At 56.6% G+C, this 21,124-nt stretch carries 19 protein-coding genes and 1 pseudogene; 13 read left to right on the top strand and 7 right to left on the bottom strand.

The window, feature by feature from the left end; all coding sequences use genetic code 11:
* The first annotated feature begins 249 nt into the window (after positions 1-249).
* The gene (locus P8O11_RS05030) at positions 250-2,673 is read left to right on the top strand and encodes an FAD-dependent oxidoreductase (RefSeq protein WP_300292298.1); all 2,424 of its coding nucleotides are present in this window, start codon (positions 250-252) and stop codon (positions 2,671-2,673) included.
* 112 nt (positions 2,674-2,785) lie between these two features.
* Here P8O11_RS05030 and aroB read toward each other — a convergent pair whose 3' ends face one another.
* Entirely contained in the window at positions 2,786-3,901 is a 1,116-nt protein-coding gene (gene aroB / locus P8O11_RS05035) for a 3-dehydroquinate synthase (RefSeq protein WP_300292301.1), read from the bottom strand.
* Positions 3,894-4,460: pseudogene (locus P8O11_RS05040) on the bottom strand (shikimate kinase); the annotation flags it as partial. The gene aroB and the pseudogene P8O11_RS05040, both read right to left, overlap by 8 nt.
* A gap of 124 nt (positions 4,461-4,584) precedes the next feature.
* Here P8O11_RS05040 and P8O11_RS05045 point away from each other — a divergent pair.
* The 4 genes from P8O11_RS05045 to P8O11_RS05060 all read left to right on the top strand — a co-directional run bounded on the left by P8O11_RS05045 (position 4,585) and on the right by P8O11_RS05060 (position 8,571).
* Positions 4,585-4,734 carry a hypothetical protein gene (locus P8O11_RS05045; RefSeq protein WP_300292304.1) on the top strand — a complete coding sequence of 50 codons (150 nt, stop codon included), beginning with the start codon at positions 4,585-4,587 and terminating at the stop codon, positions 4,732-4,734.
* Between the two features lie 52 nt (positions 4,735-4,786).
* The gene (locus P8O11_RS05050; RefSeq protein ID WP_300292307.1) at positions 4,787-6,238 is read left to right on the top strand and encodes a hypothetical protein; all 1,452 of its coding nucleotides are present in this window, start codon (positions 4,787-4,789) and stop codon (positions 6,236-6,238) included.
* Between the two features lies 1 nt (position 6,239).
* Positions 6,240-7,160: a tyrosine recombinase gene (locus P8O11_RS05055; RefSeq protein WP_300292332.1), complete on the top strand. Its 921-nt coding sequence runs from the start codon at positions 6,240-6,242 to the stop codon at positions 7,158-7,160.
* A 97-nt stretch (positions 7,161-7,257) separates the two neighbouring features.
* Entirely contained in the window at positions 7,258-8,571 is a 1,314-nt protein-coding gene (locus P8O11_RS05060; protein ID WP_300292335.1) for an HlyC/CorC family transporter, read from the top strand.
* A 123-nt stretch (positions 8,572-8,694) separates the two neighbouring features.
* Here the strand turns inward: P8O11_RS05060 and tyrS are convergent, their stop codons facing one another.
* Complete coding sequence (gene tyrS, locus P8O11_RS05065) at positions 8,695-9,948, bottom strand: tyrosine--tRNA ligase (protein ID WP_300292337.1); 1,254 nt, start codon at positions 9,946-9,948, stop codon at positions 8,695-8,697.
* Positions 9,949-10,009: 61 nt separating this feature from the next.
* Here tyrS and P8O11_RS05070 point away from each other — a divergent pair, with 61 nt between their 5' ends.
* The gene (locus P8O11_RS05070) at positions 10,010-11,113 is read left to right on the top strand and encodes an anhydro-N-acetylmuramic acid kinase (protein WP_300292339.1); all 1,104 of its coding nucleotides are present in this window, start codon (positions 10,010-10,012) and stop codon (positions 11,111-11,113) included.
* Here the strand turns inward: P8O11_RS05070 and P8O11_RS05075 are convergent.
* The gene (locus P8O11_RS05075; RefSeq protein WP_300292341.1) at positions 11,110-12,075 is read right to left on the bottom strand and encodes a radical SAM protein; all 966 of its coding nucleotides are present in this window, start codon (positions 12,073-12,075) and stop codon (positions 11,110-11,112) included. The genes P8O11_RS05070 and P8O11_RS05075 overlap by 4 nt on opposite strands.
* Positions 12,076-12,217: 142 nt before the next feature.
* Between P8O11_RS05075 and zwf the strand changes: the two genes are divergently transcribed.
* The 3 genes from zwf to pgi are packed head-to-tail and all read left to right on the top strand — an operon-like array spanning position 12,218 to position 15,881.
* Entirely contained in the window at positions 12,218-13,672 is a 1,455-nt protein-coding gene (gene zwf / locus P8O11_RS05080) for a glucose-6-phosphate dehydrogenase (protein ID WP_300292343.1), read from the top strand.
* A complete protein-coding gene (gene pgl / locus P8O11_RS05085) occupies positions 13,669-14,343 on the top strand; it encodes a 6-phosphogluconolactonase (RefSeq protein ID WP_300292346.1) in 675 nt (224 codons plus the stop codon). Before zwf ends, pgl begins: the two co-directional genes overlap by 4 nt.
* Positions 14,340-15,881 (top strand): glucose-6-phosphate isomerase, encoded by a 1,542-nt coding sequence (gene pgi / locus P8O11_RS05090; protein ID WP_300292349.1) that lies wholly within the window; start codon positions 14,340-14,342, stop codon positions 15,879-15,881. The genes pgl and pgi overlap by 4 nt, the downstream gene beginning before the upstream one ends.
* Here the strand turns inward: pgi and xth are convergent.
* A complete protein-coding gene (gene xth, locus P8O11_RS05095) occupies positions 15,878-16,657 on the bottom strand; it encodes an exodeoxyribonuclease III (protein ID WP_300292351.1) in 780 nt (259 codons plus the stop codon). The two genes, pgi and xth, sit on opposite strands and share 4 nt — an antisense overlap.
* A gap of 274 nt (positions 16,658-16,931) precedes the next feature.
* On the opposite strand from xth, the gene P8O11_RS05100 reads away from it, so the two are divergent.
* Entirely contained in the window at positions 16,932-17,216 is a 285-nt protein-coding gene (locus P8O11_RS05100) for a DUF6749 domain-containing protein (RefSeq protein WP_300292353.1), read from the top strand.
* A 104-nt stretch (positions 17,217-17,320) separates the two neighbouring features.
* The gene (locus tag P8O11_RS05105; RefSeq protein WP_300292355.1) at positions 17,321-18,379 is read left to right on the top strand and encodes a hypothetical protein; all 1,059 of its coding nucleotides are present in this window, start codon (positions 17,321-17,323) and stop codon (positions 18,377-18,379) included.
* A 22-nt stretch (positions 18,380-18,401) separates the two neighbouring features.
* On the opposite strand, the gene P8O11_RS05110 is transcribed toward P8O11_RS05105, so the two are convergent.
* Positions 18,402-18,725 (bottom strand): iron-sulfur cluster assembly accessory protein, encoded by a 324-nt coding sequence (locus tag P8O11_RS05110; RefSeq protein WP_089890778.1) that lies wholly within the window; start codon positions 18,723-18,725, stop codon positions 18,402-18,404.
* A 90-nt stretch (positions 18,726-18,815) separates the two neighbouring features.
* On the opposite strand from P8O11_RS05110, the gene P8O11_RS05115 reads away from it, so the two are divergent.
* Positions 18,816-19,976, top strand: a complete 1,161-nt coding sequence (locus P8O11_RS05115; protein ID WP_300292360.1) for a deoxyguanosinetriphosphate triphosphohydrolase — start codon at positions 18,816-18,818, stop codon at positions 19,974-19,976.
* 3 nt (positions 19,977-19,979) lie between these two features.
* Here P8O11_RS05115 and ssb read toward each other — a convergent pair whose 3' ends face one another.
* Entirely contained in the window at positions 19,980-20,471 is a 492-nt protein-coding gene (gene ssb, locus P8O11_RS05120; protein ID WP_089890780.1) for a single-stranded DNA-binding protein, read from the bottom strand.
* 185 nt (positions 20,472-20,656) lie between these two features.
* Here ssb and P8O11_RS05125 point away from each other — a divergent pair.
* Positions 20,657-21,124: lytic transglycosylase domain-containing protein (locus P8O11_RS05125; RefSeq protein WP_300292363.1), on the top strand; the 468-nt coding region annotated here is incomplete at its 3' end.

The following is a 21,124-nucleotide window of genomic DNA, read 5'->3' on the forward strand; positions in this document are numbered from 1 at the left end:
TGCGCCGACAACGCCTCCGCCGATAACAGCTACGCGGGTGGTTGTTTTCATGACAGGCTCCTCATTCTTTTGGCAGAGCTACCCATGTCCTGGCGGCCCTCTCTTTGCTTTGTGCGACAGAATGTGTCGCGAACGACTTTTCTCACGGTTTGCCTCACAGCGACGGGAAGTGTCGGGGATTGGCAAAAGAATCGCACTGTTCTGCGTCAGGGTGGTGCCCATGTGAACGCAATGCAAAGGCAAAATTCGATGCGCACCGAGGCTCAAGCTGTTGTTATCGGGGGGGGGCTGATTGGCTGCTCCATTCTTTATCACCTCACTAAGCTGGGATGGATAGATGTTGTGCTCCTTGAGCGTGACGAGTTAACTTCGGGCAGCACGTGGCATGCGGCGGCGGGCATTCATGGTTTGCACGACAGCGCCAACATCAGCCGCCTTCAGCATTACACTATGAACCTCTACAACAGCCTTGAGGAAGAAACGGGCCAGAGCTGCGGTGTTTTTCAACCCGGATCGCTTTATCTTGCGCAAACGCAGGAGCGGGTGCACCAGCTCAAGCTTCAGGAAGCTAAGGCAAAGCTCTATGGCATGGATTTCAGCGAGATCAGCCGCGAGCGCGCCGAGGAGCTGCACCCGCTGGTGAACTTTGACGGTATCAAGTGTATTATGTGGGAGCCCTCGGGCGGCAACGTGGACCCTTCAGGCGTGACCAATGCTTATGCTGCTGGGGCGCGCCAGAAGGGGGCGGAAATACACCGTTTCACGCCCGTGACGGCGACCGAGGCGCAGCCAGACGGAAGCTGGATTGTGCGCACACCGAAAGGCGACATAAATACACCATGGGTGATCAATGCGGCGGGGCTTTGGGGCCGTGAAGTGGCCGCGATGGCGGGGATCGAGCTGCCGCTGCAACCTACAGAGCACCAGTACTTTGTGACCGAGACGATCCCCGAGATTGCTGCAATCGACCGCCGCCTTCCCTCTGTGGCAGACCGTGACGGTGAGTATTACATGCGCCAAGAGGGCAAGGGGCTGCTCATCGGTGCTTATGAGAAAGACATGCGCTTTTGGGCTGAGAACGGGACGCCCTTGGACTTTGCCCATGATCTCTTTGCCGATGATCTTGACCGGATTGAAGAAAATATCATGCGCGCGATTGACCGTGTGCCTGTGGCGGGAACGGCTGGCATCAAGCGCGTGATCAACGGGCCGATGATCTGGTCACCCGACAGCAACGTGATCCTCGGGCCTGTGCCTGAGCTTAAGGGCTATTTCTGCTGCAACGGGATTATTCCGGGCTTTAGCCAGTCGGCGGGCATGGGGCTTATGGTGGCGCAGTGGCTCACCACGGGCGAGATGGAATATGATATGTTTGCTTGGGATATGGCGCGGTTTGGCGACTGGGCGGATAAGAAATTCACCAAGGCCAAGGTGCAGGACGTCTACGCGCACCGCTTCAAGATCCATTTCCCGAATGAGGAACGCGCAGCGGGGCGGCCTGTCCGCACGCGGCCTGCTTATGGGCATCAGAAAGCCATGGGGGCTGTGTTTGGTCTGAACTACGGCTGGGAGCATCCGCTCTGGTATTCGGGTGTTGAGGGCACGGAAGACACAGACGGATTCACGCGCCAGAACTGGTGGGGGCCAGTGGGTGAAGAATGTAAGATGCTGCGCGAGCATGCAGGCATCATCGACATCAGTAACTTTGCCAAATACCGCGTGCAGGGCGCAGGCGCTGAAGACTGGCTTAATGCTGTTTTTGCCAACAAAATGCCAAGCGAAGTGGGGCGCTCCTGCCTCACACCGTTGATTGGTGTGCGCGGCGGGATTGCGGGGGATGCGACTGTCACGAAGCTGGCCGAGGATGAATACTGGATTGTCAGTTCGGGCATGGCGGAGCGCTATCAGAAGCGGTTCTATGACATGGTCCCGCTGCCAGCCGGAACAACATTTGAGAGTATGACCGAGGCGATGTGCGGGTTTAACGTCGCGGGGCCAAAGAGCCGTGCGCTGCTACAGAAGCTTAGCAATGCAAGTTTTGAAACCGATGAATTCAAGTTCATGCGCTCCAAGCGGATCGAGATTGCAGGCGTTGAGTGTCTGGCGCTGCGCGTGAGCTTTACGGGCGATCTGGGCTGGGAATTGCATTGCGAATCCGAAGACCAGCTGCGTCTTTGGGAGGCGCTTCTGGACGCTGGCAAAGAGCTTGGCGCGGGGCCTGTGGGAAGCCGTGCTTTGATGAGCTTGCGCGTTGAGAAAGGCTATGGATCGTGGAGTCGTGAATACAGCCCCGAATACTGGCCACAGGAAGTCGGGCTTGAGCGGCTCTGCAAGCTTGAAAAAGACTTCTTGCACAAAGAGGCCGTGGCTGAGGCCATTCTCAAAGCGCCGCGTGAGGAGCTTGTGATCATTTCACTTGATGAGGCCGATGTTAGCGCTTCTAACGCTGATGCAACGGGCGGCGAGCCTATCTTCAAGGACGGTGTGCCTGTGGGGCGTGTCAGCTCGGGGGCGTATGGCTATACTGTCGGCATGAGCCTTGCACTTGGCTTCGTCAAAGGCGGCGCGAAAGCGGGTGATGCTGTGGAAGTTATGGTGCTCGGCCAACCGCATAAGGCGCGTATTTTGCATGAGGCGCCGTTTGATCCGAAAGGCGCGCGTCTCAGGGCCTAAAACCTGGGCTTAAAACGTGGGCGTGATCCAAAGGGGCGGCTGCGCCGCGCAGGCTTTTTTAGCTGGGGGATCAATCCCCCAGACCCCCTGGGATATTTAGAAAGAGAAGAAGCTAGGGGCGATTTGCCAGCGCGTCTGTCAGGACTTGTTTGAGCACGACTTGATCGACATCGGAGGTAACGAAAGCCTCGCCGATGCTGCGCGCCATGATGAAATTGAGTGTGCCAGCGCTGACTTTCTTGTCTTGCATCATTAGGGAGATGAGGGCGTCTGCATCTGGGAGTTCTCCTGATATATCAGATAGATCGATCTTCATCTTCATGTTCTTTAGGTGTTCGCGCACGCGGCTGGGCGCTTCTTGGGAGCAGAGGCCAAGGCGTGCGGAGGTCTCGAAGGCCAGCGCGCAGCCTATGGCGACGCCCTCGCCGTGAAGGAGGCGATCCGAATAGCCTGTGGCGGCTTCTAGGGCATGGCAGAACGTATGGCCGAGATTGAGCAGGGCCCGCTCTCCTTGCTCTGTTTCGTCGCGTGAGACGATGCCCGCCTTCATAGCGACCGAGTGTTTGACCGCCGCAAGGCGCAGTGCTTCATCGCCTGCGGCGAGGGCGGGGCCATTTGCTTCGAGCCAGTCAAAGAAAGCTGCATCTCCGAGGAGGCCGTACTTGGCGACTTCGCCGTAGCCGGCGAGGAAATCGCGCTCTGTAAGTGTGCCGAGCACCGAGATGTCGGCGAGCACGAGTGAGGGCTGGTGGAAGGCCCCGATCAGATTTTTTCCGTGGGGGGCGTTGATGCCTGTTTTGCCGCCCACCGAGCTGTCGACCTGCGCGAGAAGCGAGGTCGGGATTTGCACGAAGCGCACACCGCGGCGCAGGATAGACGCGGCAAAGCCGACGAGATCGCCTATCACACCACCACCGAAGGCTATGACGACATCAGCGCGTTCGATCTGCTCTGAGAGGAGCCAGTGGACGACGTCTTGAAGATGTGCCCAGCTCTTTGTGCTCTCGCCTTGGGGCAATGAGAGGTTTGAGTGAGAAATTCCTTGTGCATCCAAGGACTTGGTGAGCGTCTCTAGGTGAAGGCTGGCAACATGGGCGTCGCTTACAATGGCCACTTTGGGCCGCTTGAGAAGCGGTGCAATATGGGCGCCTGCCTCAGACAGAAGTCCTGCGGCGAGCTTGACGTCATAGCTGCGCGTGCCGAGCGCGACGGGCACTGTTTCAATCATCTTGGCTCTCCATCACATCTTGGCGCTGGTGAAGCGCGGCCAGAACTTTATCTGCCATTTGGGCGATCGAATACTCGGGCTGCGCGGTGACCTTGATGTCTGCACGGGCGTAGACGCGCGCGCGGGCTTCAAATATCTCGGCCAAAGTTGCGCGTGGGTCGGGCGTGCGCAGGAGCGGGCGCGTGTCTTTGTGGCCCACACGGCTCCAGAGAAGGTCGAGATCGGCTTCCAAAAAGACCGAAACGCCCAGATCGGAGATGAGGCTGCGGTTTTCCTCGGCTAGAAAGGCGCCACCGCCTGTAGAGAGGATCGATTTTTCGTCAGCGTTGAGCAGACGTCGGATCACTTCGGTTTCGCGCGCCCGAAAAAATGGTTCCCCATCGCGGGAGAAAATTTCGGGGATGCTCATGTTGGCGGCTTGAACGATTTCGGCGTCGGAATCCAGAAAAGGAGCACCGATTTTGGCTGCGAGCGCGCGGCCAACAGCTGTTTTTCCAGCGCCCATCATTCCGACAAGAACGATGGTTTTGTTCAAGGTGTGGCGCATTGGCCCCCGGCTTTCAGCGGCCGCGTGTCGGCCATTGTTTGCAGTTTTGTTTTATTGTCTGCCTGAATGGCGTGATCTTTGCCGAAATGCCAGATATAAAGTGGAGCAAACGCGATAAAGCGAAGGCGGAGAGCATATGGGTAAACTTCTCAAATGGTTGTTTTATTTGATCATTCTGGGGTTTGTTGCGCTCTTGGTCTACGCTTATCTTGGGCCGATTTTTGATGCGGAGTTTGCTCCAACCCCTGAAGAGATTCGCATTCCGGTGGAGCTGGATGCGAATTAGGCTGGCTTTCTGCCTGTTCTTGGGCGCAATGCCGCTCAGAGCGGAGGCGCCGTTGTCTGCGATTGAGTGGCTGACAGAAACCACCCCCGTGAGAATTGCGCCTGAAAATGTAACCGAGCCACCTGTGAGTGCGAGCGCGAGCGCGCCTGATGTCAGTGTGAAATTGATCGGTGAGGCAGGCGAAATTGTGTCTGTGGGGCTTTTGAGCAGTGCGGTGACGGGCTTGCCAGAGTCACTTTGGGCGCGCAGTGACGCGGCAGACCTTATTCGGGCGATTTCGACCGCTGATTTTAGAAGCATCACTGCTTTGCAGCGGCTGCTTTATACTTTGTTGCTTGCGGAAGCTGTGCCGCCAAAGGGGGCAAGCGCCGAAGTGTTTCTGACGATACGGGCGGATACGCTGCGCGCTTTTGGGGCCATCGAGCCTGCAGAGGCGCTTGTTGAGGGGCTGCCACTGGCCAGTCCTGAGCATTTTGCGCTTTGGTTTGACCTGACACTTCTGGCGGGGCTTGAAGATAAGGCATGTAACTTGCTCAATGCCAAACGTGGTCTCTCCAGCGACTATGCGGCGCAGATATTCTGTGCGCTACGGGGAGAAGACTGGGAGGAAGCCGCGTTTTTGTTTGATACTGCGGATGCTTTAGGTTTGCTCAGCAACACAAAACGGCGGCTTTTGTTGGCGTTTTTAGATCCTGAATATGCTGAAGATGCGCCGAGTTTGGCGCCGCCGCGTGACATTAGCCCACTTGAGTTCAGGCTCTATGAGGCAGTGGGCAATGCCTTGCCAACTGCGAGCCTACCTGTTGCGTTTGCGGTGACGGATTTGCGGGAACTTGCGGGCTGGAAGGCACAGCTTGAGGCGGCAGAACGGCTTGTGCGCAATGGCGCGTTGTCAGCGAATGTGCTGCTTGGGCTTTACACCGAGCGCAAGCCATCTGCTTCGGGTGGTGTTTGGGAGCGGGCGCGCGCAGTTCAGCGTCTGGAAGCGGCTCTCGAAGACGGTACGACAGATGTTTTGAGCGCGGCATTAGTGGCCGTACACGACGAGCTGGCCGAGTACGGGCTGACGCCACTTTTGGCTGAGATCTATGTACCTGAACTTGTTGGAGCGACACTGACACCAGAGGGCGAGCTTTTGCGCTTCCATTTGACATTGTTGAGCGCTGATTATGAAGCGGCGCGCCCGACAGCAGATATGCAGAGTATGTTTTTGGCCAGCCTGGCCGCTGGTGCGCCAGAGGGCGCTGCCGCTCTTTCTGATCCGCTGGCCGTTGCGATAGAAGACGGGTTTTCAACAGCGGTGCCGAGTGCTGCGCTGCGCGCTCTTTTGGATGAAGGCAAGTTGGGTGAGGCTATTCTATTTGCCTCCAAGCAGATGACGTCGGGGCTTGGCGGGGATTTGAGTGCGCTCAAGAGTGGGATCGTGGGCTTGCGCCAGATGGGGCTGGAAGACGTTGTGCGGCGCGCAAGTTTGCAGATGATGCTGATGAAGCGGCAGTTTTGAGATGCGCGACTGGCTGGGTATGTTCTTGGAGACAAAAGCCGCAGAAGCGGGCGCGGCAAAGAATACGCTTGAGGCTTATGCTCGGGATTTGAACAGCTTTTTGGGCTGGTGTGGCCACCACGGGCATGCGCCTGAGCGCCTCGGGAAGCCCGATATTGAAGCTTATCTGATTTCCTGTGAGGCCGAGGGGCTGGCCAAGTCGACCCGTGCGCGAAGGCTCTCGGCGATCAAACAATATTACCGTTTTGCCTATGAGGAGCGCATTCGTGAGGACAACCCCGCTCTTGAGATCAGCGGGCCAGGGCGCAGCAAGGCTTTGCCGCAGGTGCTATCTGAGGATGAGGTCGGCCGTCTGTTGAAGAGTGCGGGGGCCGTTGGGCGCGGCGCACATGAGCGGCTGCGCAACCGATGTTTGATGGAGCTGCTCTATGCCACGGGAATGCGCGTGACTGAGCTTGTTAGCTTGCCTGTGGCGGCGGCGCGGGGCGATCCAAAGTATTTGCTGATTATGGGTAAGGGCGGCAAGGAGCGGATTGTGCCGCTTTCGCCTGACGCGCGCACTTTGTTGCAGGAGTGGCTTGTGCTGCGCGATGCAGCTGAGGAGGGTGCGCGCACTAAGGGGCAGGCGGCCTCGCGGTTTCTTTTTCCGACCCAAAGCAAGGCGGGGCATATGACGCGGCATCGGTTTTATCTTTTGATCAAGGAAATTGCGGTGGTAGCGGGGATCAGCCCTGCGAAAGTGAGCCCGCACAAGCTGCGCCACGCGTTTGCGACACATTTGCTGGCCAATGGGGCCGACTTACGAGCGATCCAGACGCTTCTGGGCCATGCGGATGTGGCGACGACCGAGATTTACACCCATGTTTTGGAAAAGCGGCTGGCAGATCTGGTGCTCAATCATCACCCGATGGCCAAAGACTGACGCGAACGGGCCGCAACTGGGCCGCAAAGCGTGCCTTGGCTCTTGAATTTCTGCCTGCAAAGGCTTCATAAGCAATGGACTTTATGTGGAGGGATCAATGGATCCGACTGTGGCCTCATCTGATGGGGCGTATTGGATAACGGCTGGGGCGATTGCCTTTTTGCTGGTTTTGTCTGGCTTTTTTTCAGGAAGCGAAACCGCTTTGACGGCGGCCTCGCGGGGCAAGCTGCGAAATCAAGCCGATAAGGGCAACTCAGGCGCCAAGCGCGCACTTGAGATCACCGAGGACAACGAGCGGCTGATCGGCTCTGTTCTTCTGGGCAACAACCTTGTGAATATTCTCGCAGCCTCGCTGGCGACCTCGCTTTTTACCGCCATTTTTGGCGAAAGCGGCGTCGCAATGGCGACTTTGGTCATGACGATGCTTGTTTTGGTGTTTGCCGAAGTGCTGCCCAAGACCTACGCGATCACCAATGCAGAGCGCGCTGCGGGTCTTGTGTCGGCGCCTATTCGGATCGTTGTTTTGATATTCTCGCCTGTTGTAAGTGCCGTGCGTTGGTTCGTAAGGCTTTTGCTGCGTCTCTTCGGGATCAAGGCCGACCCTGATAGCCATATTCTTGCTGTGCGGGAAGAAATTGCAGGAGCGCTTTCTCTGGGGCATTCCGAAGGGATCGTTGAGAAGGAAGATCGCGACCGTATTCTGGGTGCGCTTGATCTGGCAGAGCGGGCCGTGGAGGAGATCATGCTCCACCGTTCCGGGATCGAGATGATCGATGCCGACCTTGAGCCGCAGGAAATTTTGGATCGTTGTTTGAGCAGCAACCACACGCGTTTGCCCGTTTATCGTGGCGAGCAGGACAATATCATTGGTGTGATCCACGCCAAAGACCTCTTGCGCTCCATGCATAAGCACATGGTGGCTGCAGGAAGTGTTGAGGCGGCGTTTAACGGGTTTGATATCGCTGAAGTGGCTATGGAACCGTACTTTGTACCAGAAACGACAACTCTCGATGAACAAATGCGCCAGTTCTTGCGCCGCCGCACGCATTTTGCGTTGGTGGTGGATGAGTACGGGGTTCTGCAAGGGTTGATCACGCTCGAAGACATCTTGGAAGAGATTGTGGGCGAGATCACCGATGAGCATGACCCTGCGGCCGAACACTCGGTGACCAAGGGCGAGGACGGGGTGTTTTATGTGGACGGTGCGATGACCATTCGCGACTTTAACCGCGCGACGGACTGGTCCTTGCCGGATGAGGATGCCAACACTGTGGCGGGGCTTGTGATCCATGAGGCGCAGATGATCCCTGAAGTGGGGCAGGTCTTTGCCTTTCACGGCTTCCGCTTCACGGTTCAGGAACGTGCGGACAACCGGATCACTAAGTTCAAGATCCGTCCGCTTTCATCATAAATCAGAGATTTCGGCTTGCGCCGACCCGTGGGGGGCTCTGCCCCCCAAATTCAAAAGCCCTTGGGCTTTTGAATTATCCCCCCGGGATATTTTAGAAGAGAAGAAGTGCGGGGTGGGCTTGGTTTAGCCTTCAAGTTTCACGAGGGCGTGGCGCTTTTTGCCGGCTGTGAGCTTGAGCGTGGCGGCAATGTCTTCTGCTGAGAACATTTGGCCTGCCTCTGTCACAGCTTCGTCGTTGACGCGTGCGCCGCCCTCGGAAATCAGCCGCTTTGCTTCTTTGCCAGACCCGACAAGGCCTGCGCGCACAAAGAGTTGTGCGGCAGAGATGCCACCCACAAGATCAGCGGCGGGCAGGGCCACAGTGGTGAGCTCCTCGCCGACACCGCCGCGTTCAAAGACTTCGCGGGCTGTAGCCTCGGCGGCCTCAGCCGCAGCGCGTCCGTGACAGAGCGTTGTCACTTCATTTGCGAGGACGATCTTGGCATCGTTGATCGCTGAGCCTTCCAGTGCGCCGAGGCGCTCGCATTCGGCGATGGGCAGCTCTGTGTAGAGCTTGAGGAAGCGGGCGACATCAGCATCTGTTGTGTTGCGCCAGAATTGCCAGAATTCGTAGGGGCTGCGCATATCGGCGTTGAGCCAGACCGCGCCATCGGCGGATTTGCCCATCTTCTTGCCATCAGATGTGGTCAGAAGGGGCGATGTCAGGCCATAGATCTCGGTGCCGATCACGCGGCGCGTGAGGTCGATCCCGTTGACGATATTGCCCCATTGATCGGAGCCACCCATCTGCAGAGCACAGCCATAACGGCGGTTTAGTTCCAGAAAGTCGTAGGCTTGCAAGATCATATAGTTGAATTCAAGGAAGCTCAGGCTCTGCTCGCGGTCGATGCGGCTCTTGACGCTTTCAAAGGCGAGCATGCGGTTCACCGAGAAGTGGCGACCGATGTCGCGCAGAAACTCAAGGTAATTTAGGCCATCCAGCCATTCGGCATTGTTGAGCATGAGCGCACCTGTGTCGCTCCCGTTGTAGTCGACGTATTTAGCGAAGACCTGTTTGATGCCGTCGATGTTGTCGTTGATTTGTGCATCGGTCAGCAGCGGGCGTTCGTCGGCGCGAAAGGATGGATCGCCCACCTTTGTGGTTCCGCCGCCCATCAGCGTTATTGGCTTATGGCCCGTTTTTTGCAGCCAGCGCAGCATCATGATCTGGATGAGCGAGCCGACATGGAGCGACTTGGCCGTGGCATCAAAGCCGATATAGGCTGGGGCGATACCCGCAACCATGGCCTCATCAAGGCCCTGATAATCGGTGCAATCGGCCAGAAAGCCGCGCTCCATCATGACACGCATGAATTCCGATTTTGGGTGATAGGTCATTTTGATATTCCTTGGCTGCTTTGGCGCTTGTATAGAGCGCTCATGGGCGAAGGAAAAGACCATGATTAAGGGGATTCAGGCGGGCAAAGGTCTGCGCGCGGTTGGCGCTATGAGCGGCACGTCGCTGGACGGGGTTGATGTGGCTGAAGTCATAACGGACGGTCAGGAGATATTCGGCTTTGGTGCGACGGGATATCGGAGCTATAGCGCTGAAGAGCATCGTGTTTTGCGCGCAGCCTTGGGCAAATGGCATGAAGATGCGGGGCTAGAGGCGGCGTTTGAGATTGTGCAGCGGGCACATTCGGAGGCTTTGAGCGGTACGGACGCTGAGCTTGTAGGCTTTCACGGGCAGACGCTGGCGCATGAGCCGCGCGGGCGGGGCACGCACCAGATGGGCGATGGCGCGGCGCTGGCGGAGGCTTTGGGGAAGACGGTTGTATGGGATTTTCGCTCCTCGGATGTTGAATTGGGTGGGGAGGGCGCGCCGCTTGCGCCATTTTTCCATCACGCTTGTGCACGGTATCTAGGGTATGAGGCACCTGTCGCGTTTCTCAATCTTGGCGGTGTGGGCAACATCACTTTTGTCGATCCGCGCATTGAAAAGCCTGAGGCAGAGGGGGCTGTGCTCGCTTTTGACACAGGGCCCGCAAATGCGCCTATCAACGATCTATGCAATGAGCGCCGTGGCACGCCTTATGACGAAGGTGGGGCGCTGGCGCGCAAGGGGACTGTCGAGACGGGGGCTCTTGAGCTGTTTCTTGCGGATTCGTATTTTTACCGCATGCCGCCAAAGTCTCTGGATCGTGACGCTTTTGCCGAGATGCGCGAGCTCGTGTTGGAATTGTCGGACGCTGATGCGGCGGCGACCCTGACAGGTATGGCTGCGGCGTCTGTTTTGCAGGCGATGGACCATGCACCCGAGGCGCCCTCTGAGGTCTTGGTGACGGGCGGCGGACGGCTGAACCCCGTCATGATGAAAATGCTCGCGGCGGCGCTCGACTGCCCTGTCCGCAATATTGATGAGACGGGGCTTAACGGCGACATGCTGGAAGCGCAGGCTTTTGGCTATCTTGCGGTGCGCGTGGCGCGTGGGCTGCCCACGTCTTGCCCGAGCACAACGGGTGTGCGCGCGGCTGTGGGTGGCGGGATTGTGAGCTCGCCTTAGGCCGAACAGCTCGCCCCACCCAGCACACAGAACTTGGCGCAATGAGGGTGATTGAGCTGCACGGGGCCGCTGGCCGCTTGAAGCGTGGCGCCCAATTCGAACTCGGGGGCATAGGCAAGAAGCGTGCAAGCGAGCACAGCGGGCACGTCAGCGCCCTTGCGTTTCACCACCATACGCGAGGAGGCACACATCACATCTTCGGGTGATTTGTTCAGGATACTCCAGCACTCTGTTGTGATTTCAGGGACTTCAACATTCATATCCATTTCTGGGAAAAGAACTGTTTTGCTTGGGGCTTGAGCGTCAATTTTGAAGTTATGATCGGCGTAGAGCTGCGCGTAGCCTACGCGGGCCTGTGCTTCATTCTCGTGAAAGGCGATGCGGCCAGCGACCGCCATGTTGAAGCCGTGATCGCGCAGCCAGATCATACCCTCAAGTGTGCGTTTGAAGGCGTCTTTTCCGCGCTCGGCGTCATGCAGCTTGGCGGACCAGTGATCAACCGAGATACGGAAGGTCATTTTGTTGCGATACTGTTCAGCAAGCTTGAGGAGGCCCGCTTGAACCGATTTGCGCATCATCGGGCGCATAGCGTTTGTGAGCACGAGAACTTCAAAACCAGCCTCAAGCGCTGCTTCCATCATACCGATCATCTCGGGGTTCATGAAAGGCTCGCCGCCCGTGAAGGCGATCTCTGTGATCGGCCAGCCGAGTGTTTTGATTTCTTCAAGATAAGGCTCGACCTCGGCGCGGGTCATATAGACGAGGGCGTCGTTGGTGGGAGAGCTTTCGATATAGCAATTTGCGCAGGTGATGTTGCAGAGTGTACCTGTGTTGAACCAGAGCGTCTCCGGCTTGGTCAGCGCCACGGATGCGCGGGCCTCGCCTTTGGCTGTCACGTGGGGGTCTTGAAATTTCCCCAAGTTGGCTTGCTGTGTAGTGGCCTGAGCTGCGAAGTCTTCCATGCGAAACCTAACGTATTTTTGTGTTCTCTGTGGCTACCCCAAGGCGTCTGCGCAAAAAAGGGCGGATGTTGGGGCGCACGCCATTGTGAACGCGCGCAAGCCTGTTATCCTCCGAGCCAAGAAGTATTCACAAGGCAATCTTATGGTATCGCGCGTCATTCCTGTTGATGATTTTGATCTGGTGATCTTTGGCGCAACGGGGGATCTTGCGCGCCGCAAGATTTTGCCCAGTCTTTTTCGCCGTTTTCATGCGGGGCAGATGCCTGATCAGGCTCGTGTGATTGGCGCAGCGCGGTCAGAGCATGACGAAGCAAGCTTTCGGGCCTTTGTTTTAGAGGCACTTAAGGAATTTGCACGCGTCAAGGGGGCCAAAGTCTCCGACTATAAAGCATTTGTTGCGCGGCTTGATTATGTGACATTGGATGCACGCGGCAGTGAGGGGTGGGAAGCCCTCAAGGCGCTGTGCGCGCGTGGTGCAACCCGTGCGTTTTACTTTTCCGTCGGACCGAGCCTCTTTGAGGATCTCGCCAAACGCCTGCACAAATACGGGCTGGCGGGGGAAGAAACCCGTATCGTTGTTGAAAAACCGTTTGGCCGTGATCTGGCAAGCGCCAAGGCGCTCAACGCGGCCTTGGCGAGGCACTTTGATGAAAGCCAGATATACCGGATTGATCATTACCTTGGCAAAGAGACCGTTCAGAACCTCATGGCCGTCCGGTTCGGGAATATGCTGTTTGAACCGCTCTGGAACAGCCAATACATCGACCACATTCAAGTGACAGTGGCCGAAACTGTCGGGGTCGCAGGGCGGGGCGAATACTATGACCGCTCGGGCGCGATGCGGGACATGGTGCAAAACCATTTGATGCAGCTTTTGTGCCTGATCGCGATGGAGCCGCCTGCGCGGTTTGAGCCTGATGCGGTTCGCGACGAGAAGCTCAAGGTTATTCGGGCGCTCGAACCTGTCGGGCCTAAAGATTATGTGCGCGGTCAGTATGGCGGGGATGAGGACCATGCGAGCTATTTTGACGATGTGGGCGATGAGGACAGCACCACTGAGAGCTTTATTGCGCTCAAGGCCCATATCTCAAACTGGCGATGGGCGGGCACGCCGTTTTATCTTCGGACAGGGAAGCGACTTAAGAACCGCGCGAGCGAGATTGCCGTTGTTTTCAAAGATACGCCGCATAACATCTTTGGAGATGATGCAGGGCGTCACCGCAATATTTTGAGCATTCGCTTGCAGCCCAATGAGGGCATCGAGCTTGGTGTGACGATCAAGGAACCGGGGCCTGGCGGTATGCGGCTGATCGATGTGCCGCTGGACATGAGTTTTGCCGAAGCCCTTGGGCCTGACGGCGAAGATGTGCCTGACGCGTATGAACGGCTTATTATGGATGTGATCCGTGGCAACCAGACGCTCTTTATGCGCGACGACGAGGTTGAGGCGGCATGGCGTTGGACCGATCCGATTATTGCGGGCTGGGAGGAGCGGCGCGAGGCTCCGCTGCCCTATGAGCCTGATAGTGCAGGGCCTGATGATGCGCTGATGTTGATGCACCGTGACGGGCGCCGCTGGAGGGAGATTAAGGAATGATTTTAGAAACTTACCCCGATGATGACATGCTCTTTATGGGCGTAGCCAACATCCTTGCTGGCGAGCTTGAGAATGTGCTCCTGCATGAAGAACGAGCGAGTTTTGTTGTGCCAGGTGGCAGCACGCCGGGGCCGATTTTTGATGCGCTTTGTGCAGCGGATATAGACTGGTCGCGTGTCGATGTGATGTTGTCGGACGAGCGCTGGCGGCCTGAGGTGCATGTGCGTTCCAACGCGCGGCTGATCCGTGAGCGGCTTTTGCAGGGACGGGCGGCCTCGGCTGTCTTTCATCCATATTACACGGGAGCAGCCCGCCCAGACGAAACATTGGCCGAAGTGGAGAGCAGTATTTTGCCCTGCCTGCCAATCTCTGTTTTGTTGCTTGGGATGGGCGCAGATATGCATACGGCCTCTCTTTTTCCGCGCGCCAAGGGCCTTGGTGAAGCGCTCAATGATCAGACGACTGCTCTTCTCACCCCGATTCAGGCAGAAGGCGAACCTGAGCCACGTGTGACGCTGACGGCCAATGTTCTGAACGGCGCCTTGAGAAAGCACCTTGTTATTATTGGTGCCGATAAGCGTGCGGCTTTGGAACGAGCGGCGACGTTGCCGCCTGAAAAGGCACCTGTGAATGCAATCCTTGAGGGCACGACTGTGCATTGGGCGCCATGAATGCGGCGCAGGTTGCGGCCGAATGGGCGCGTGTCTTTACGTTAGGCAAGGCACGCGGCAAGATTGCCGAGCTGTTTGAGCGGGATGCAAGCCGCGCTCACCGGATGAGCCGCCGCGCGTGTGGCATGCTCTATGACTTTTCCAAAACGGCGCTGACTGAGGAGAGCTTTGCAGCGCTGATTGACTTGGCTGAGGCGGCAGACGTTGCCGCTGCACGTGACGCGATGTTTGCGGGTGAAAAGATCAACACAACCGAAGGCCGTGCTGTTTTGCATACTGCGTTGCGTGCGGGGCCTGAAGCTGTGATTGAGGTGGATGGCGTCGATGTGATGCCCGAGGTGCGCGCCACACTGGTGCGGATGGCTGATTTTGCCAGCGAGGTACGTGCAGGAGCGTTTACGGATGTGGTGAACATCGGGATTGGCGGTTCTGATCTTGGGCCTGCGATGGCTTCGCTGGCGCTTGCACCCTATAGTGACGGGCCGCGGCTGCATTTTGTCTCCAATATTGATGGAGCGAATATCCATGATGTTTTAAAGGGGCTGAATGCGGCCACAACACTTGTTCTGGTGGCCTCAAAGACGTTTACGACCATCGAAACAATGACGAACGCGGAGACAGCGCGGCGCTGGATGGCGCAGAGTGTGGCAGAACCTGCGGCTCAGTTTGCGGCGATTTCGAGCGCAGAAGACAAAGCGGCTGCCTTTGGCATTCCGGCTGAGCGGGTGTTTGGTTTTGAAGATTGGGTGGGTGGGCGCTACTCGGTCTGGGGACCGATTGGCTTGAGCCTGATGCTGGCCATCGGACCTGAGGATTTTGCCACGTTTCTAGCGGGGGCTGCCGAAATGGACGCGCATTTTGCCAAAGCGCCGCTAACGGAAAACCTGCCTGTGATCCATGCGCTTGTCGGGCTTTGGCACCATCAGGTTTGTGGCTATAAAACGCGTGCGGTACTGCCGTATGACCAACGGCTTTCAAGGCTACCTGCCTATTTGCAGCAGCTTGAAATGGAGAGCAATGGCAAGCGCGTGAGCAAGACAGGGGAGGCACTCTCCTTTGGCTCGGGGCCGATTGTCTGGGGCGAACCCGGCACAAACGGACAACACGCATTTTACCAGCTTTTACATCAAGGCACGCAGATTGTGCCTGCGGAGTTTTTGGTCGCAATGCAGGGCCATGAGGCAGAGCTTGCCCATCATCATGCGCTTTTGGTGGCCAATTGCTTTGCACAGTCGCAAGCTCTGATGCTTGGGCGAGACCACGACCAGCCACAACGCGCTTTCGAGGGCAATCGACCCTCTGTGACCATGGCGTATGAAAAGCTTACCCCTATGATGCTAGGGCGGATTATTGCGCTTTATGAGCATCGCGTTTTTGTTGAGGGAGCGATCCTCGGGATCAACTCTTTTGACCAGTTTGGTGTAGAACTTGGTAAGGCCTTGGCCACGGCTTTGCAGCCTGTGCTAGAGGGCGCTGAGGCAGAGATTGACAGCTCGACGGCGCAGCTTGTGGCGTTTTACCGTGAGAGTCTCACTTAAAGATCAAGCTCTAGCCAGACGGGCACATGGTCTGACGGCTTTTCGCGGCCGCGCAGCTCGGCTTGAATTTCGCATTTGACCATGAGGTCGGCGCATTCGGGGCTGAGCAGAAAATGGTCGATGCGGATGCCGTTGTTGCGCTGCCACGCGCCTGCTTGGTAATCCCAGAAAGAGTAATGCCCGCCACCTTGGGTTTGAACGCGGAAGGCCTCAGTGAGGCCAAGGGCGAGCAGCTGGCGGAAGGCGTCGCGGCTCTGGGGCAGGGCGAGCGCGTCTTCGCGCCAGACTTCAGGTTTGGCGGCATCTTCGTCTTGCGGGATCACATTGTAATCACCTGCCATGAAAAAGGGCTCTTCCTGCGCAAGCAGCTCTTCGGCGCGCTTTTGGAGGCGCTTCATCCACGCGAGTTTGTAGTCATATTTGGGGCCCGGAACAGGATTGCCATTAGGCAAATAGAGGCCACAGATGCGCAGGGCTTTCTTACCGATCACTGTCGCCTCGATATAGCGGGCCTGTTCATCTTCGGGATCGCCGGGAAGACCACGCGTGATGTCTTCGAGCGGAAGCTTGGAAATCAGCGCGACACCGTTGAAAGACTTTTGGCCGTGGGTTTCGACCTGATAACCGAGCGCTTCTATCTCTTCGCGCGGGAAAGCCTCATCGACGGATTTGATCTCTTGCAGGATCGCCACATCGGGGGCGTCGTCCTTGAGCCACGTCAGGAGGGTGTCGATACGGGCTTTGACACCGTTGATGTTAAAGGTCGCGAATTTCATGAGGCCTGCCTGCTCTTGTGATGGCCTAGGTGTAGCCGAAGAATCACTCCGCCGCCAGAGCCACAGCGCGCGAAAATACGGAACGGTTTTGCAGCGGTGGAAACACAGATGGATCGTTCGTTCAGCTTTGGTAAAGGGGTTCTTTTGAAGATTTATGAACTAAAAACAGATAATTACGCGGCACACTTAATAACAACCTAAAGTAGATTAAAATATCCTGATAAACAACCAAAGGTAGTTAATGCTGAACCTACGACAACCTGGAGGGAACCAAATGTCTGCACTTCGTAAAACAATCACACTGCAATCTGACGTAACTGAAGCGAGCATCTTTGACGGTGCGGGGACAGAAATGACGATTTGCTGTTCTGAGCCACGTGGCACAGACGCAATGACAGGTGATGCCACCGGCACGTATATTTGTTGTTCTGACCCTGCTGGCTCCGATGCTCTGATGGGTGATGCGACTGGCGCCTATATCTGCTGCTCAGACCCGTCAGGCTCGGATGCGATGACTGGGGAAGCTGTAGAACTTTTTATCTGCTGCTCTGACAACTGAAACCAAAGTGCTTGGGCGAGTGGCTTTGCGCCATGCGCCCACGCTTTCCCCGGCGGGAGAACAAGCGCCTCCCGCCTACTTCTAAAGACAAATGAGGCAGATCAATGGGCGACGTCATTAGCTTTGATTATGTAAAGCCGCAGCTTGATGAGGGGAGCCAGCAAACCGCGCTTGCGCAGTGTTTTGCCCGTCATCGTCGTATTGGGGATGACGTATTCTGGCTAAAGGAAAACGCCGAATTTCTTAATATTCACGAAACATCTGGCAAGCGGCTCAGTGCGCAGGCTTTGAGTGCATATGAAGTATTTTATAATGATGTTGAACACCGCCTCAGGTTTTTCCCGCAATACTATCGGTTTTTGCTTTCGATCACGCTTGATCTTGAGGCGCTTGGCTTTGAGGGGCAGAAGGGACCAGCGCTTTGTGCTTGGACCCATGAGGCGCAGCTCGTGGATGCGGAGCTGAGTGATTTGCAGCGAGCCGAGGCTGCGCGGCTTTTGGCGCGTGGTGGAATTGGCGAGATGAAATTGGACGAGGCTTTGAGTACGCGGCTGCGCCGTTTTATCTCTCACAGCGCGACATTTTCATTGCCCAACAAAAAGGCAGCTTATGAGCTGACCCATATTGTCTTTTATCTGAGCGACTATGGCCGCCGCGACCCCGATATTGGAGCGGAGGCCGTACGCAGCCTGATGTTTGCTGGTACATTTGCTTTGATCGATGAAAATGCCGATCTGCTGGCGGAGGTCTGCCTAGCGCTACGTGCGGCGCGCCAGGCCGTGCCCCAAATGTGGGAAGATTGGGTGCACGCTGTCTCTGCGCAGTTCCAAGTCACGGCTGAAACAAGCCCCCCGATTGACGACTATCATGAATACCTGACCTGCAACTGGCTCGCTATGGCAACCGGGCGTGAGAGTTTTGTGCAGGATTTGTCACCAGAGCGGATGCTTTTTCGTAAGTCCCGCGGCCATCGGGGCGTTTTGCGGGCGCTCTCGGAGCATCTTTATCAACTGGCAGAGCGCCGTGTTGAGGATTGGGACACAATGCGGCGCGAACTTGAAGGCCAGCTAGCCCATGAGGCCTATGCTCATCTTTTATCGGCGGAAGCCGCTTATCCAGAGTTTGGCCAGTTTTTTGCGCATTTTGCGCGTGCAGGTAGCTAGGCTCTTGGCGCGAAGCTAAGCTTTACATCGAGAAAGAAACGCCACAGCCACAAGAGCTTGACGCATTCGGGTTTTCGATGACAAAGCGTGCTCCGATAAGCTCTTCGACATAATCGATCTTGGCCCCCGTCAGAAACGGTTGGCTGACTTCGTCGATCACCACTTTTTCGCCCGCGCCTTCAAGCACGAGATCGTCGGCGGCTGGATCGTCAAGTTTGATCTCATATTGAAAGCCCGAACAGCCACCACCTTCGACGGCCACGCGCAGGGCTTTGCCCTCTTTGCTCGCGCCGATAACGGCGAGTTGTTCAAAGGCCTTTGGAGTGACTGAGGGGGGGACGAACATGTGCTCGGATCCTTACGGGCTAGCGGGTTTACCTAATGGCTTGATGCAATATATATGGGGCGAAATCACTGGCGGCAAGGATGAGACGAGATGCAATTTGAGATGGCCCCCTTTGCCAGCCGACCACAAGACACGCGCGGGCGGCTTTATCCCGAGGGCGAGAGTGCTTTTCGCAGTTGTTTTCAGCGGGATCGAGACAGGATCATTCATTCCAGTGCCTTTCGCCGTTTGAAACACAAGACGCAGGTTTTTCTGGAACATGAGGGCGATTATTATCGCACGCGGCTGACACATTCGATTGAAGTGGCACAGGTGGCGCGCACGATCTGCGGCGCACTTGGACTCAATTCGGAACTCACCGAGGCAGTCGCGCTGGCGCATGACTTGGGCCACACGCCCTTTGGCCATACTGGCGAGGACGCGCTTGACGCTTTGATGCAGCCTTTTGGCGGGTTTGATCACAATGCGCAGGCGATCCGCATTGTGACATCGCTTGAGCGCCATTATGCAGAGTGGGACGGGCTGAACCTGACATGGGAGTGCCTTGAAGGGATCGCAAAGCATAATGGCCCCGTTCTTGAGCCCGTGCCTTACGCTTTGGCGGGCTATAATGCTGTGCATGATCTTGAGCTGCACACACATGCGAGTGCAGAGGCACAAGTCGCGGCACTCGCAGATGATATTGCCTACAATCACCATGATATTCACGACGGCCTTCGCGCAGGTCTGTTTGAGGTTGAGGATCTGCTCGATCTTCCGATTGTCGGGGCTTGCTTTGGCGAGGTGGATGCACGCTATCCTTCACTTGAGCCAGCGCGGCGCCAACATGAGGCACTGCGGCGCTTCTTTGGGGTGCTCGTGGAAGATGTCATTGCAACAAGCCGAGCGATTGCGTCAGAGATTGCAGCTGAGAGTGCGAGTGATGTGCGTCAGGCAGGGCGGCCTTTGGTGCAGTTCTCGCCAGTGCTTTGGGCTGATTTGAAGCTGGTGCGGGCATTTTTGTTTGAGAGGATGTATCGCGCTCCGACTGTTGTGATCATGCGGGCGCGGGCGTCTCTGATTGTTGAAGGCTTATTTGAAGGTTATCTCGCAACGCCAGAGCTTTTGCCTGAGGAGTGGCATGAGGCGCTCAACGATGCATTGGGCGACCGCACAGCGACAGCGCGGATCGTCTCTGATTACCTGAGCGGCATGACCGACCGGTTTGCCACTCAGGAATATCAGCGTCTGATCGGGGCTTTGCCCGAGTAGGTCTTAGAAAGGGATTTCGTCGTCAAAATCAGAGTTGTTGCCCATTTGCTGTGGCTCTGACGGACCGCCAAAACGATCTTCCTGTCCGCCGCCGTAGTTGCCGCCGCCCATTGAGCCACCGCCGCCGCCATTGCCGCCATCGTTGCGACCATCCAGCATTGTCAACGTTCCATCATAGCCTTGCAGAACAACCTCTGTGCTGTAGCGGTCTGCGCCCGACTGGTCCTGCCACTTACGGGTTTGCAGCTTGCCTTCGATGTAGACTTTGGAACCTTTGCGCAGATATTGCTCGGCAATACGGGCGAGGGGCTCTGAGAAAATAGAAACCGAGTGCCATTCTGTTTTCTCGCGGCGTTCGCCTGTGGCCTTGTCTTTCCAGTTCTCGGATGTCGCGATGCGCAGGTTGCAGACTTTGCCGCCGTTCTGAAAAGTACGCACTTCCGGATCGCGTCCCAAGTTGCCGATGAGAATGACCTTGTTTACTGAGCCTGCCATGATGCGCCTTTCTGAGAATCTAGTTGGTGTTTGACAGAGCTTACACCACCACGGCGGGGTTAATGAAAGCATAAAACTTGAGATAAATGAGCGGGAAACTGCAATTTCGGGGGCAAAAGCAAACGGGGCTGGATATTCGCGACATATTCCTTATCGTGCAGCCAACATCTTGGGGAAGAGTTTATATGCGTAAATGGATGTTCTGTGTGGCTGTTATGACGTCGCTGCTGCCTTTGCAGGCGGGGGCTGATCTGTTCGGTGCCAAACAAGGTAAATCCCATTTTAAATCCCAGACCCGTATTCTCGATACGCGCGCCAAAACGCAGTATTCGGCTTCTGTTCGGCTGCAGCCCGCAAAAGTTGAGGCTCCGACAAAATGGGGCATTCAGGACTTTAAGCCTTATAAGGGGCGCCAGAAGGGGCCTTATGTAAAAATGGCCAAGACGGTCGCGCAAAAGCACGGTGTTCCTGTGGACCTTTTCCTGCGCTTGGTGCAGCAGGAAAGCGGATGGAATGCCAATGCACGCTCCCACAAAGGCGCTTTGGGGTTGGCGCAGTTGATGCCCGGTACAGCTCGCGCGCTGCGGGTCAATCCGCATGATCCTTATGAAAACCTAGAAGGTGGCGCTCGCTATTTAAAGACACAATATCAA

Origin of the sequence: Lentibacter sp. (assembly GCF_029254145.1) — a bacterium.
Taxonomy (GTDB): Bacteria; Pseudomonadota; Alphaproteobacteria; order Rhodobacterales; family Rhodobacteraceae; genus Lentibacter.

Coding starts and splice junctions, on each gene's coding strand:
- P8O11_RS05110 (WP_089890778.1), bottom strand. CDS start 18,725: ATGTTCGTCCCCCCCTCAGTCACTCCAAAGGCCTTTGAACAACTCGCC.
- P8O11_RS05030 (WP_300292298.1), top strand. CDS start 250: ATGCGCACCGAGGCTCAAGCTGTTGTTATCGGGGGGGGGCTGATTGGC.
- P8O11_RS05100 (WP_300292353.1), top strand. CDS start 16,932: ATGTCTGCACTTCGTAAAACAATCACACTGCAATCTGACGTAACTGAA.
- P8O11_RS05105 (WP_300292355.1), top strand. CDS start 17,321: ATGGGCGACGTCATTAGCTTTGATTATGTAAAGCCGCAGCTTGATGAG.
- pgi (WP_300292349.1), top strand. CDS start 14,340: ATGAATGCGGCGCAGGTTGCGGCCGAATGGGCGCGTGTCTTTACGTTA.
- P8O11_RS05115 (WP_300292360.1), top strand. CDS start 18,816: ATGCAATTTGAGATGGCCCCCTTTGCCAGCCGACCACAAGACACGCGC.
- P8O11_RS05045 (WP_300292304.1), top strand. CDS start 4,585: ATGGGTAAACTTCTCAAATGGTTGTTTTATTTGATCATTCTGGGGTTT.
- ssb (WP_089890780.1), bottom strand. CDS start 20,471: ATGGCAGGCTCAGTAAACAAGGTCATTCTCATCGGCAACTTGGGACGC.
- P8O11_RS05060 (WP_300292335.1), top strand. CDS start 7,258: ATGGATCCGACTGTGGCCTCATCTGATGGGGCGTATTGGATAACGGCT.
- zwf (WP_300292343.1), top strand. CDS start 12,218: ATGGTATCGCGCGTCATTCCTGTTGATGATTTTGATCTGGTGATCTTT.
- xth (WP_300292351.1), bottom strand. CDS start 16,657: ATGAAATTCGCGACCTTTAACATCAACGGTGTCAAAGCCCGTATCGAC.
- P8O11_RS05070 (WP_300292339.1), top strand. CDS start 10,010: ATGATTAAGGGGATTCAGGCGGGCAAAGGTCTGCGCGCGGTTGGCGCT.
- P8O11_RS05075 (WP_300292341.1), bottom strand. CDS start 12,075: ATGGAAGACTTCGCAGCTCAGGCCACTACACAGCAAGCCAACTTGGGG.
- pgl (WP_300292346.1), top strand. CDS start 13,669: ATGATTTTAGAAACTTACCCCGATGATGACATGCTCTTTATGGGCGTA.
- P8O11_RS05055 (WP_300292332.1), top strand. CDS start 6,240: ATGCGCGACTGGCTGGGTATGTTCTTGGAGACAAAAGCCGCAGAAGCG.
- aroB (WP_300292301.1), bottom strand. CDS start 3,901: ATGATTGAAACAGTGCCCGTCGCGCTCGGCACGCGCAGCTATGACGTC.
- tyrS (WP_300292337.1), bottom strand. CDS start 9,948: ATGACCTATCACCCAAAATCGGAATTCATGCGTGTCATGATGGAGCGC.